Here is a 13,607-nt window from a genome sequence, read left to right as displayed (position 1 = left end):
CCCCTCACGCATCCGCATCGGCGCCGTTGGCGCGGGCGTCGCCCCCCGCCGCGCCATCGCGCACGGCGGCGACGCGCCTCGCCACGTCGGCGCGCGTGAACAGGTGGCGTACGTCGGCATCGAGCCGCCGCTGCCAGTTCGGATGGCCCGCCACCGTGCCGGGCAGGTTGGGCTGCTCGGCCAGCGCCAGCAGGTCTTCCACCGGCACCAGCCGCAGCGGCGTGGGCGCGCGATGGAGCCAGGCCAGCAGGACGTCGACCGGCGGGCGGTCGGCGGGCGGCACCTCGCCCTGGGCCGCGCCGGCGTCGACCATCGCCTGCCAGAGCGCCGCGCGCTCGGCGGCGCGGCCGTCCAGCAGCCCCGCCTCGGTTTCGTCGGCGCCCAGCTGGTGCAGCCGCGCGCGCCACGCGATGTCGTTGCCGGCCCACCAGCCCGCGATGGTCGGCAGGTCGTGCGTGGTCGTGGTGGCCACGGCCAGCGCGGGCCATGCCTCGGGCGGCAGGAACGGCGCGGGGTCGGGCGTGGCAGACGCCGGCGCCTCGGTGGCCGGCGCGGCGACGTTGTCGCCGTCGGCGCCGTCTTCCTCTTCCTCCTCGCGCACGAACCAGAGCACGTCGATGCCAAGCACGCCGCGCGACTCCAGCGCGTCGTTCAGCGTCTCGGGCACCGTGCCCAGGTTCTCGCCGATGATGATCGCGCGATGGCGCCACGACTCGATCGCCACCAGCCGCAGCAGGTCGTCGAGCGGAAAGCTCAGGTACGCCCCGGCGCTGGCCGGCGCGCCGGCCGGCACGAGCCACATGCGGGCCAGCCCCAGCACGTGGTCGATGCGCAGCCCGCCCGCGTGGGCCAGGTTGGCGCGCAGCATCTCGATGAACGCGGCGTAGCCATTGCGGCGCAGCCCGCGCGGAGAAAACACGGCCACGCCCCAGTCCTGCCCCAGCGGGTTGTAGAGGTCGGGCGGCGCGCCGGCATGAAAGCCGTTCAGGATCTCGGTCTGGCGGGCCCAGGCATGGCTGCCGCCGGGATCGGTGCCCACGGCAAGGTCGGCAATCACGCCGATGGCCATGCCCGCGTCGCGCGCGCGGCGCTGCGCATCGGCCAGTCCGTCGGCGGCCAGCCACTGCAGGAATGCGTGGTAGCCGATGGCGTCCGCCCCGGTCGTCGCCATGGCCGCGGCGGCCGCGCCGTCGGGGCTTTGCAGCGTGGCGGGCCAGCGGCGCCAGTCGGCGGCGTCGCGCGCGGACGCCTCGTCGGTGGCGGCGGCCAGCCGCTCGGCCTGGATGGCCTCGAACGTCGCGTGCGCCAGCAGCGCCTTGCCGCCGCGCGCGCGGAACGCCGCGAACGCCTGCTTCTGCGCGGGTGGCAGCAGTGCGTCGTGGTGCTGCCAGAGCCATTGGAACAGCCGCAGCCGCAGCGCGGCCGTGGCGGGCCAGTCGATCTCGGTGCGGCGCTCGGCCTCGGCCAGCGCGGCGCCCATGCCCAGCGCCGCCACGGCCTGGTGGACCGCATCCTGGCCGAACACGCGCGCCGGGTCGGCGTAGAGCGGGTTGAACACGATGCGGCTCGACGGCGAGTACGGGCTGTAGCGCTCGGGCAGTGCGGCAAAGCCCGCGTGCAGCGGGTTGATCGCGATGGCATCCGCGCCGGCCTGCGCGGCGGCTTCGGCGGCCAGCGCCAGCGTGGTCAGGTCGCCCAGGCCCGTGTCGGCGCCGCGGCGCAGCCCGTAGAGCTGCACGGCGAGGCCCCAGGGCTTGCCGGTGCGGTGGGCATGGCCGTTCGCCGCCAGCGCGTCGGCCACGCCGAAGCAGCGCGGCGGCGCTACCGCCACCGTGGTTTCCACGTCGCCCAGCAGCAGCCGGTGGTAGCCCCACTGGTCGATCGGCGCGATCTCCATCGTGCCGGCGCCGGTGCGTTGCGCCACGCCCTCGACGGTCGTGCCGTCCTCCAGCTCCAGCCGATAGGGCCGCTGCGGCACCGTATGCGCCCACGGCACGGCCACGGGCCGGCCCTGGTCGGCCGTGATCAGCGGCGGCAGCGCCATCGCGCCGTCATCGGCAGCCAGCCGCGCCAGCGACGCCTCGCACTCGCCCTGCGTGCCGCAGGGCAGCTCCAGCGCGGTCAGTACCGTGTGCAGCGCGTCGGGGGACAGCTGCTGCGGGTTGTTCCAGGCGTCGCGCCAGCGTACCTGCAGGCCGGCCCGTTCGGCCAGGCGCCATAGCGATTCATGCTCGCTCATCGTGGGATGTCCTCTTCCTTGGGCACGGCGGCCGTCAGAAGGGCCAGGCCGCGTGCGGGCACCCGGTAGGCGGGGCGGCCCTCGTCATCGAGCGACACGGGTTCGTCCTCCAAATCGGGTGCGGTACTGTCGAACAGCAGGTGCCAGTCCTCGCCGGGCACGGGCATGCGGAACACCACGTCCTCGCCGCTGGCGTTCAGGCACAGCAGGATGGCCTCCACCTCGTCCTCGGGGCTGTGCATGGCGCGCCGCAGCGCCAGCGTGCGGTCCTCGGGGTTGGCCCACTGCTCGCTGCTCAGCTCGTTGCCGTCGGGGCCGAACCACGCAATGTCGGGCAGCCCCGGCGCCGGCTGCGAGCGGCCGTGGACGAAGCGGTTCTCGCGCAGCACGGGCAGGCGGCGGCGCAGCGCCAGCAGGCGGCTGACCACGCGGCGCATCGGCGCGTTCGACGGGTGCGCCGCATCGTCCCAGTTGAGCCACGACAGCTCGTTGTCCTGGCAGTAGGCGTTGTTGTTGCCCTGCTGGCCGCGGCCCCATTCGTCGCCGGCGGTCAGCATCGGCGTGCCCTGCGACAGCAGCAGCGTGGCCATCATTGCGCGCGCCACGCGGCCGCGGGTCTCCAGGATGGCGTCGTCGTCGGTCGGGCCTTCCACGGCGCCGTCCGGGCTCCAGTTGGCGCTGGCGTTGTCGTCGTTGCCGTCGCGGTTGTCCTCGTGGTTGGCCTCGTTGTGCTTGTGCGCGTAGCTGACCACGTCGGCCAGCGTGAAGCCGTCGTGCGCCGTGACGAAGTTGACGCTGGCCCACGGCTTGCGGTGGCGGCGGTCGAACAGGTCGGCCGATCCGGTCAGCCGGGCCGCCAGTTCGCCGCGCTGGCCCGCGTCGCCGCGCCAGAAGCGGCGCACGTTGTCGCGGAACTTGTCGTTCCACTCGGCAAAGCCGGGCGGATGGTTGCCCACCTGGTAGCCGCCGGGGCCCAGGTCCCACGGCTCCGAGATCAGCTTCACGCGCGACAGCACCGGGTCCTGCAGGATCGCGTCGAAGAAGCCCGATCCGGGGTCGAAGCCGTTGCTCTCGCGGCCCAGCGTGCTGCCCAGGTCGAAGCGGAAGCCGTCGACGTGGAAGGTCTGCACCCAGTAGCGCAGCGAGTCCATCACCATCTGCAGCACGCGCGGGTGCGACAGGTTTAGCGTGTTGCCGCAGCCCGTGTCGTTGATGTAGTGGCGCTCGTCGCCGGGGATCAGCCGGTAGTAGCTGGCGTTGTCCAGCCCGCGCCACGACACCGTGGGCCCCAGTTCATTGCCTTCGCAGGTGTGGTTGTAGACCACGTCCAGCAGCACCTCGATGCCGGCCGCGTGCAGGCGGCGGACGGCGATCTTGACCTCGTGGTGCTGGCGCCCGGACAGGTACAGCGGCTCCGGCGCGAAGAACGACAGCGTGTTGTAGCCCCAGTAGTTGCGCAGGCCGCGCTCGATCAGGAAGCGGTCCTGCAGGAAGGCGTGGATCGGCAGCAACTCGATCGATGTCACGCCAAGCTGCAGCAGGTGCTCGATGAAGCGCGGGTCTGCCAGTGCGGCGAACGTGCCGCGATACTGCGGCAGCAGGTCCTCGCGCAGCATCGACGCGCCGCGCACGTGCACCTCGTAGATCGAGGTCGTCGGCCACGGCACGCAGGGCGGGCGGTCGTCGCCCCAGTTGAAGCTCTCGTCGATCACCACGGCCTTGGGCATGGTCGGCGCGCTGTCGCGCCGGTCGGGCGTCAGGTCGGCGCGCGGACTGTTGAGCCGGTAGCCGAACAACGCGTCTGACCAGCGTACCGGCCCGCTCAGCGCGCGGGCGTACGGGTCCAGCAGCAGCTTGTACGGGTTGAAGCGGTGGCCGCGCGTGGGATCGTACGGGCCGAACGCACGCAGCCCGTACTGCAGGCCGGGCTGCGCGTGGGGCAGGTAGCCGTGCCAGATCTCGTCGGTGCATTCGGGCAGCGGCAGGCGCTGCACCTCCTTGCGGCCGTTGGCGGAAAACAGGCACAGGTCGACGCGGCTGGCGTTCGCGGAGAACACCGCGAAGTTGACACCGAGCCCGTCCCAGTGCGCGCCGAGCGGATAGGGCTTGCCCGGCAGCAGGCGGTCGACGGTAGTGCTGGCCATGCGTGTTGCTCCTCCGTTTCTTCTGGTTCTTCTGTGTGGCCCGGCCGGGCCGCCCGCCCGCTACGCCGCCCTGGCGTCAACCGTTTGCTCCCGGTGCGTAGCGCAGGACCAGCGCGGCCAGCGGCGGCAGCAGCAGCGACACCGAGGCCGGCTGCCCGTGCGACGGTGTGTCCTCGGCGCGCACCTGGCCGCCGTTGCCGAGGTTGCTGCCGCCATAGATCTCGGCGTCGGTGTTCAGGCATTCCTCCCAGGTGCCCGCGAACGGCACGCCCAGCCGGTAGGCGTGGCGCGGCACCGGCGTCATGTTGACGACGACGAGTACCACTTCCTCGCTGTTGGGGGCGGCGCGGCGCAGGTAGGCGAACACGCTGTTCTGCTGGTCGTCGCCGACGATCCACTGGAAGCCTTCGGGCCGGTGGTCCATCGCATGCAGCGCGGGCAGGTCGCGGTACAGGCGGTTCAGGTCGCGCACCAGCGAATGGACGCCCCGGTGGGCCGGCTGGTCCAGCAGCGCCCAGTCCAGCTCGTCGTCGTGGTTCCACTCGCGCCACTGCGCGAACTCGCCGCCCATGAACAGCAGCTTCTTGCCCGGATGCGTCCACATGAAGCCGTAGTACGCGCGCAGGTTGGCAAAGCGCTGCCAGTCGTCGCCCGGCGCCTTGCCGATCATCGAGCCCTTGCCGTGTACCACCTCGTCGTGGGACAGCGGCAGCACGAACGCCTCGGACCACGCGTAGACCATGCCGAACGTCATGTCGCCGTGGTGCCACGGGCGGTGCACCGGCTCGTGGGACAGGTAGCGCAGCGTGTCGTGCATCCAGCCCATGTTCCACTTGAAGCTGAAGCCCAGGCCGCCCGATTCCACGCTGGCCGTGACGCCGGGCCACGCGGTGGATTCCTCGGCGATGGTCAGCGCGCCGGGGCAGCGCTCGTGCACCACGGTGTTCATCTCGCGCAGGAAGGCCACGGACTCCAGGTTCTCGCGCCCGCCAAAGCGGTTCGGCACCCACTGGCCCGGCTCGCGGCTGTAGTCGCGGTAGAGCATCGACGCCACGGCGTCCACGCGCAGCGCGTCGGCGTGGTAGTGCTCCAGCCAGTGCACCGCGTTGGCCAGCAGGAAGCCGCGCACCTCGTTGCGGCCCAGGTTGTAGATCAGCGTGTTCCAGTCCTGGTGATAGCCCTCGCGCGGGTCCTGGTGCTCGTAGAGCGCCGTGCCGTCGAACATCGCCAGCCCGTGCGGGTCGGTCGGAAAGTGCGCGGGCACCCAGTCCAGGATCACGCCGATGCCGGCCTGGTGGCAGCGGTCGACGAATGCGGCAAAGCGCTCGGGCGACCCCAGCCGCGCGGTGGGCGCGAACAGCGACAGCGGCTGGTAGCCCCACGACCCCCCGAACGGGTGCTCGGTGATCGGCAGCAGCTCGATATGGGTGAAGCCCAGGTCGCGCACGTACGGCACCAGCCGTTCGGCCAGGATGTCCCAGCCCCGGCCGCTGTCGTTGGCGGCGCGCTGCCACGACGTCACGTGCAGCTCGTACACCGACATCGGCGCGCTGTACGGGTCGGTTTTGGCGCGTTGTTCCATCCAGGCCGCGTCGTTCCACTGGAACGGCGGGGCGGCCTGGCCGGCGCACGCCACCACCGATGCGGTGGCCGGCGGCAGTTCGGTGGCCTGCGCCACCGGGTCGGCCTTGTCGGGCAGTTCCTCGCCGTGCGGGCCGGTCATGTCGTACTTGTACCGGCTGCCCGGCGCCACGCCCATGCCTTGCGGAATGAACAGTTCCCAGACGCCGGAGCCGTGGCGCAGCCGCATCGGGTGCCGTGACGCGTTCCAGCCGTTGAAGTCGCCAATCACGGACACGCGCTTGGCGTTGGGCGCCCAGACGGCAAAGCGCACGCCGGGTTCGCCCTCGATGGTCAGGCACTGGGCGCCCAGGCACTTGCCCAGTTCCAGGTGCCGGCCCTCGTTGAACAGGTGCAGGTCCAGCTCGCCCAGCAGCAGGCCGAACGCGTAGGGGTCGGCGCTGATCTGCTCGCTGCCGTCGGGCCAGCGGATCCGCAGGCGATAGTCGGCCGCCGATAGCTGGCCGCTTGCCGCGTCGGGCAGGCGGCCCGCGAACACGCCGTCGGCATGCAGCCGGGTCATGTCGGACACGAATTCGCCGTCGCGCGTGGCCAGCTGCATGGCGGCGGCGCCGGGCACGATCGCGCGGACCACCACGCCATGTTCGTCGCGGTGCGGCCCCAGCACGCCGAACGGGTCCGCCAGGCGGGCCTCCCGCAGCGCGTCGATGACCGGGCCGGGCAGCGTGGGGGCCGGTGCGGCGAGCGTGGCGGCATCATTGCTTGCCATCTTCAATCTCCAGTCAGCTTGCGCACGAGCCGGGCCAGGCCGCTGGTGGGCAGGTCGATCCACGCCACGCGGTTGGCGGCCTCGTAGCCCACCTCGTACGCGGCGCGTTCCAGCAGGAACAGGTCCAGCAGCGGCTGTAGCTGTTCGGGCGTGGCCCACGGCTGGGCCGCGGACGCCATCGACTGCTGGTAGCAGTTCAGGAATGCCTCGCCCGCCGTGGTGCGGAAGCGGTCGAGCAGCGCGGCGCGGCGGTCGGCCTGCGCGGGCGGCAGTTGCGCGTGGGTCCGCTCCTGGCGGTCGGTGCCGACGGTGGCGGCGGCGTAGTCGATCGAGCGCAGCAGCCCGGCCACGTCGCGCAGCGGCGACGTCTTGCGGCGCCGGAACGCCAGCGGCTGGCGCGGCTCGCCCTCGAAGTCGACCAGATAGGTGTCGTTCTGCGCAATCAGCACCTGGCCCAGGTGGAAGTCGCCGTGGATGCGCGTCTGCAGGCTGCCCGGCGCCGCGGCGGCCAGACGCGCCACCAGCTTCGGCAGCTTGTCGCGGGCGGCCAGCAGCGTCTCGATGTCGCGCGCGAAGTCGCCCGATGCGGTCTCGCGGCGCGCTTCGAGCAGGCCCACGGCCTCGTCCAGCGACTTCATCGCTTCCTCGGCCCAGTCGCTGGCCTGCGCGTCGGTGGCGGCCACCGGCGTGAAGGCTTCCTCGTCGGTCTCGCGCGCCAGCACGGCGTGCAACTCGGCCAGGCGCCGGCCCAGCGTGCCGACCATCGTCGCGTAGCCGGTCAGCGCCTCGCCGAACTCGTCGTCGCCGTCGGTCAGCGGCAGTGCGTCGTCGATGGAGCGGCTCAGGTAGTCCAGCGTCCAGTCCCAGCCGTCGCCCTGGTTCAGGATGTAGCCCTGCAGCAGCATCAGCGTGTGTGGCGTGCCGTCGGCGCCGGTGCGCACCACCTCGCCCAGCAGCGCGGCGGAATGCCGGTAGCCGTTGCTGGTCAGGTAGCGCGTCATCTCGGCCTCGGGGTGAATGCCGCCGGCCACCTTGCGCACCAGCTTCAGCACGCCCGTGTTGCCGTAGGCCAGCGAGCTGTTCGACTGCTCGGCCGACATCCACTGCACCGGTTCGGATTCCAGCGGCGCGTCGGCCAGCCCCGGTTCGGGCAGGAAGTGGATGGTGCCGTGCGACACGTCGGCCGACGTGCGGTCGCGCATGGCCTGCACCACGGCGCGGGCATAGGCTTCGACCACGAAGCCATCGGTCGCCACGCCCACGCGCGGGCCGCGCCGCACGCGCGCCATCGACAGGCCGTGCACGAGTTGCGGCATGCCCTCGGTGTTCTCGCGGTCCCACAGCAGCGCCACCGGGAGCTGGTAGCACTCGGTGCGGCCCGGCAGCTGGACCTCCACCTCGCAGTGCCAGACTTCCTCGGTGTTGCCGATCTTGGCCAGCGGCCAGGCGTAGGCCACGTTCACGCGCTCGATGCGCTCGCCCTTCGAGGCGAACCAGCGGCGGCGCGCCAGGTAGTTGGGCAGTACCTCGGTGGTCAGCGCGCGCCGGGCCGACTCGGTGAGTTCGGAGCGGCCCCCGACGTTCTGCAGTACCAGCGTGACTTGATCCACCATCTGTTCCGGGGCGTTGACGTGCCACGACGGCGGCTGCGCGTCCTCGCTGAGCACAAACCAGTAGAAGCCATACGGCGGCAGCGTCAGCAGATAGGTGAGCTGGCCGATGGCGGGGAAGGGCGTGGCGCCCAGCATTTCCACGGGCACGCGGCCGTTGAACTGGGACAGGTCCAGCTCCACGGCCTGCGGCGCGCGCGACAGGTTGGCCACGCACAGGATGTGCTCGTTCTCGTACTCGCGCAGGTACGCCAGGATCTTGCGGTTGCCCGGGAACAGGAACCGCAGCGTGCCGCGCCCGAACGCGCGGTGCTGGCGGCGCAGCGCCAGCATGCGGCGCATCCAGTTCAGTTGCGAGTGGGGGTCGCGCGTCTGCGCTTCGACGTTGACGGCCTCGTAGCCGTACAGCGGGCCCTGCAGCGGCGGCAGCACCAGCCGCTCGGGGTCGGCCGACGAGAAGCCGCCGTTGCGGTCGGGCGACCACTGCATCGGCGTACGCACGCCGTCGCGGTCGCCCAGGTGGATGTTGTCGCCCATGCCGATCTCGTCGCCGTAGTAGATCACGGGCGTGCCCGGCATCGAGAACAGCAGGCTGTTCATCAGCTCGATGCGGCGGCGGTCGCGCTCCATCAGCGTGGCCAGCCGGCGGCGGATGCCAAGGTTGATGCGTGCTCGGCGGTCAGAGGCGTAGACCTCCCACAGGTAGTCGCGCTCGCTGCTGGTGACCATTTCCAGCGTCAGTTCGTCATGGTTGCGCAGGAAGATGGCCCACTGGCAGTTCGGCGGCACCTCCGGCGTCTGCCGCATGATGTCGGTGATCGGAAAACGGTCCTCGCGCGCGATGGCCATGTACATGCGCGGCATCAGCGGGAAGTGGAACGCCATGTGGCATTCGTCGCCCGCGATGCCGCCGTCCGGGCTGGCCGCGCCCGTGGTGTCGGCCGTGCCGCCGCCGCTGGCGCCGCCAAAGTACTGCTGGGCGTCCTCGGGCCACATGTTGGCCTCGGCCAGCAGCATCCGGCCCGGGTAGCGCTCGTCCAGGTGGCGGCGGATCTTGCGGATCACCTCGTGGGTCTCGGGCAGGTTCTCGTTGCTGGTGCCCTCGCGCTCCACCAGGTACGGCACGGCGTCCAGCCGCAGGCCGTCGATGCCGATGTCCAGCCAGAACCGCATGACGGACAGCACCTCGTTGAGCACCTGCGGGTTGTCGAAGTTCAGGTCCGGCTGGTGCGAGTAGAAGCGGTGCCAGAAGTAGGCGCCGGCCTCGGCGTCCCAGCTCCAGTTCGACTTCTCGGTGTCGCAGAAGATGATCCGCGTGCCGGCGTACTTCTGGTCGTTGTCGGACCAGACGTAGTAGTTGCGCGCGGCCGAGCCGGGCTTGGCGCGCCGGGCGCGCTGGAACCACGGATGCTGGTCCGACGTGTGGTTGATGACCAGCTCGGTGATCACGCGCAGCCCGCGCGCGTGCGCGGCGGCCACGAAGCGCTTGGCCTCGGCCAGCGTGCCGTAGTCGGGGTGCACGTTGCGGTAGTCGGCGATGTCGTAGCCGTCGTCGCGGCGCGGCGACGGGTAGAACGGCAGCAGCCAGATCGTGTCGACGCCCAGGTTCACCAGGTAGTCGAGCTTGGCCAGCAGGCCGGCAAAGTCGCCGACGCCATCGCCATTGGCGTCGTAGAAGGACTTGATGTGCAGCTGGTAGATGACCGCGTCCTTGTACCAGAGGGGGTCCGCAGTCAACAGGGCGGCGTTGGCGCGCTCCGAGAGTCGCTTCATGCCGGGTCTCCAGGTTGTTGTTGTGGCCTGACGTGCCAGAGCGAGAACGGCAACTCATGGGGGTTCAGGCGGATGCGCTGGCGTTTGCCATGCCAGGTGAAGCGCCGGCCGAACATCTGGTCCTCGGCCTCCAGCGCCGCGTGGTCCGGCAGGCCCCACTCCCAGAGCGGCAGCTCGATCTCGGACTCGCGCGCGTTGCGCGGGTCCAGGCTGATGGCCGCCAGCAGCACGTCGTCGCCGAACGCGCCCGCGTGTTCGGCCCCGGTGGGCACGAAGCGCGCGAAGTAGAGCACCGCGTCGTCGCTGGCGTGGTAGAAGCGCAGCCCCAGGTGGTTCTGCAGCGCCGGGTGGTTGGCGCGGATCTGGTTCAGGCGCGAGATCTCGGCCACGATGTTGCCGGGCTGGTTCCAGTCGCGCACGCGCAGTTCGTACTTCTCGGAATCCAGGTATTCCTCGCGCTCCACGCCGTTCAGGATCAGCGGCGCGCTTTCGCAGACCTCGAAGCCGTTGTACATGCCCCAGAGCCCCGAGAGCAGCGTTGCCAGCGCGGCGCGGATCAGGAACGCCGGGCGCCCGCCGTCGTGCAGGAAGAACGGGTTGATGTCGGGCGTGTTGACGAAGAAGTGCGGGCGGTAGAACTCGCGCAGCGGGCTCTGCGTCAGCTCGGTCATGTACTCGATCAGCTCGGCCTTGGTGTTGCGCCACGTGAAGTACGTGTACGACTGCGAGAAGCCCAGCTTGGCCAGCCGCGCCATCATCTTGGGCCGCGTGAACGCCTCGGCCAGGAACAGCGTGTCCGGGTGCTTGGCGCGCACGTCCGCGATCATCCATTCCCAGAACGGCAGCGGCTTGGTGTGCGGGTTGTCCACGCGGAAGATGCGCACGCCCTGGTCGGCCCAGAACATCACCACGTCGCGCAGCGCCTGCCAGAGCTGCTGCCCGGCCGGCGGCTGGGCGTAGAAATCGACGTTGACGATGTCCTCGTACTTCTTGGGCGGATTCTCGGCGTAGCGCAGCGAGCCGTCGGGCCGGTGCGAGAACCATTCGGGATGCTCGCGCAGCCACGGATGGTCGGGCGAGCACTGGATGGCGAAGTCGAGCGCCAGTTCGATGCCCATGTCGGCGGCGGCCTTGCGCAGGCGCTGGAAGTCCTCCATCGTGCCCAGCTGCGGGTGGATGGCGTCGTGCCCGCCCTCGGCGCTGCCGATGGCGTAGGGGCTGCCCACGTCGCCCGGCTCGGCCTTCAGGCTGTTGTTCTTGCCCTTGCGGTGCGCCTGCCCGATCGGGTGGATCGGCGGAAAGTAGAGCACGTCGAAGCCCATCGCGCGGATGGCCGGCAGGCGCCGGATCACGTCGTCGAACGTGCCGTGGCGGTTCACGTCGCCGCTTTCCGAGCGCGGGAACAGTTCATACCAACTGGCAAAGCGGCCAGCCAGCCGGTCGGCCTCGACCGGCATCGGCGTGGGGTAGCGGCTGGCGAACGGGCGGCCCGACGGCCTGGCCATCGCCGCGCGCATGGCGGCCTCGGTGCGCGGCGACAGCAGGATTTCCAGCCGCAGCGCGTCGTCGCCGGCGGCGGCCGCCAGGTCGGCCAGGATGGCGCTTGCATCTTCAATCGACTGGCCGTCGGGCGTGCCGAGCGTATCGGCCACCAGCCGGGCGCCTTCCTCGATCTCCAGCGCGATGTTCACGCCGGCCTTGCGTTTCTTGCCGACCTCGTCGAGCCAGCTTGCGAACGTGTCGCGCCACGCCTCTACCGTGAATTCATGGCGGCCCAGCGTGGCGATGGGAAAGCTGCCGCGCCAGCGGTCGTTGACGGTGTGGACCATCGGCGACGCATGCCATTCCTGCTCGCCCGGGCCGCGCCACAGCACCGCGGCGGCCAGCTTGTCGTGCCCGTCCATCCAGATGTCGGCGCAGACCTCCACGCGCTCGCCCACGGTGCGCCGCACGGCAAAGCGGCCGTGGTCGGTGGTGGGCGACAGGTTCTCGATGGCCACGCGCGGCGCCTCCATGGCCACGGCCAGCGCGCGGTCGGCGGCCTTGGCGGCGCTGTCGCCCCGCCTGGGCTTGGCCACCGGGACGGCCGGGCTCGGGATCGCCTCGAACAGCCGGATATCGGCCGGCGGCAGCGTGATGGTGCTGCATGGGTCCAGCTTCTGGCCGTTTTCGAGCGTGCCGCCCGGGCCGCCGTCGACGGGCGCCAGCGTGGCGGCCGGTTGCGGCAGCGCGCTCAACACGCGGTCCACGCCGAACGAGGCCGGCTCCATCGGGCAAGGATTCAGCACCACGGTCAGCGCTGGCTCGCCGGCCGCGCCGTTGGCCAGGTGGCGGGGCACGCGCGCCAGCACCGTCAGCGGCGCATCGGGGCCGCTGACCTGCCGCACGGCTACGGCCGGGGCGTCGTCGCGCGCGGCCAGCCACGCGTTGGCCTGCATCAGTTCGTGGGTCAGGTCGTACGGGGCGTCGATGATGTCGTCGGGATGGCCATCGGCCTGCGACGCGGGCGCCGTGTCGATCGCTGCGCCGTCGGCATGGGCGCCGGTCTCGTAGCCGGCCGGTACCAGCCAGCCATCGCCGATGGCGGCGGCCGTCCACAGCGCACGGCGCGCGGCCAGCACGTCCACGCCATTGGGCGCCAGCGCCGGGGTGGCCAGCACGCGGCCAAAGCGGCGCAGGCGGGCGATTTCCTCGGTCAGCCACGCGCTGCGGTAGTCCCACCATGGCAGCGACGAGAACGCCCCGTCGAACGGCGCGGCGGACAGGTCGTCGATCTGCTGCGGGGTGGTGCCGGGCGTCCAGGCCAGGAATACCGGGCTGGCGGCGCCGGACTGGCGGCGCAGCGTCTCGATCAGTTCGGCCCAGTGGCGCCCGGCCACGCGCGACGGGGCACGGCAGCAGAAGCCGGCCACGCCGGCATCCACCACGTCCCGCAACTGCGCCGTCCACCACGCCAGCAACTGGCTGGCCGTGGCGTCGTCGAACCAGCGCACGCGCACGCCGGGCAGGTGGCTGTCGCTGGCGTCGGGGCTGCCGGCCGGGCGGGCGTGGTCGACCCAGCCGTCGTGCATGCCCGCCGCGTCATGCGGAAAGCGGTCCAGCGACAGGTCGACGAGCGGCGCCAGTCCATGCTGCCGGCAGGCTGCGAATGCCGCCTGAAGCACGTCCGGGCGGGTGTGGGGTGCCGACCATCCGGCCAGCAGGATATGGTCGAAGCCAAGTTTCGCGGCGCGGCCCAGTTGCTCGGGGTCCAGCGCTTTCGCGTTCTTCAGGTTGAGTTGGCAAATGCGCACGTCACACGTCCTCTGGCCGTGGGGCGCCCGTGGGCAGGTTGGGCGCGCGTCATGTCAATTCCGTCCGGACATGCAGAGGCCGTGCCAGATTCGCCGCTTTGGCGGCCATTTCCGGCAGAGTGCGGTGCAGCAAGGAATCGCGCCGGACGGGCGGTTGGGGCGGCGGGCGGCGCTGGGCCGCCGGATGTAAAAAGTGCA

5 protein-coding genes are annotated in these 13,607 nt (G+C 71.2%); all 5 read right to left on the bottom strand.

Annotation, left to right across the window (positions count from 1 at the left end; all coding sequences use genetic code 11):
- Positions 1 to 4: 4 nt before the first annotated feature.
- A complete protein-coding gene (malQ, locus tag QTN24_RS16450; protein ID WP_313838310.1) occupies positions 5 to 2,239 on the bottom strand; it encodes a 4-alpha-glucanotransferase in 2,235 nt (744 codons plus the stop codon).
- Complete coding sequence (glgX, locus tag QTN24_RS16445) at positions 2,236 to 4,383, bottom strand: glycogen debranching protein GlgX (protein ID WP_313838309.1); 2,148 nt, start codon at positions 4,381 to 4,383, stop codon at positions 2,236 to 2,238. The genes malQ and glgX overlap by 4 nt, the downstream gene beginning before the upstream one ends.
- 76 nt (positions 4,384 to 4,459) lie before the next feature.
- Positions 4,460 to 6,733, bottom strand: a complete 2,274-nt coding sequence (gene glgB / locus QTN24_RS16440; protein ID WP_313838307.1) for a 1,4-alpha-glucan branching protein GlgB — start codon at positions 6,731 to 6,733, stop codon at positions 4,460 to 4,462.
- Between the two features lie 2 nt (positions 6,734 to 6,735).
- Entirely contained in the window at positions 6,736 to 10,116 is a 3,381-nt protein-coding gene (treS, locus tag QTN24_RS16435) for a maltose alpha-D-glucosyltransferase (RefSeq protein ID WP_124686237.1), read from the bottom strand.
- Positions 10,113 to 13,409 carry an alpha-1,4-glucan--maltose-1-phosphate maltosyltransferase gene (locus tag QTN24_RS16430; RefSeq protein WP_313838306.1) on the bottom strand — a complete coding sequence of 1,099 codons (3,297 nt, stop codon included), beginning with the start codon at positions 13,407 to 13,409 and terminating at the stop codon, positions 10,113 to 10,115. The genes treS and QTN24_RS16430 overlap by 4 nt, the downstream gene beginning before the upstream one ends.
- Positions 13,410 to 13,607: the final 198 nt, after the last annotated feature.

The sequence above is a fragment of the Cupriavidus sp. SZY C1 genome (genome assembly GCF_032190535.1).
Lineage (GTDB): Bacteria > Pseudomonadota > Gammaproteobacteria > Burkholderiales > Burkholderiaceae > Cupriavidus > Cupriavidus pauculus_C.
The sequence above is the reverse complement of the archived record's forward strand: the minus strand, read 5'-3'. Positions and strand labels throughout refer to the sequence as shown.

Coding starts and splice junctions, on each gene's coding strand:
- malQ (WP_313838310.1), bottom strand. CDS start 2,239: ATGAGCGAGCATGAATCGCTATGGCGCCTGGCCGAACGGGCCGGCCTG.
- glgX (WP_313838309.1), bottom strand. CDS start 4,383: ATGGCCAGCACTACCGTCGACCGCCTGCTGCCGGGCAAGCCCTATCCG.
- glgB (WP_313838307.1), bottom strand. CDS start 6,733: ATGGCAAGCAATGATGCCGCCACGCTCGCCGCACCGGCCCCCACGCTG.
- treS (WP_124686237.1), bottom strand. CDS start 10,116: ATGAAGCGACTCTCGGAGCGCGCCAACGCCGCCCTGTTGACTGCGGAC.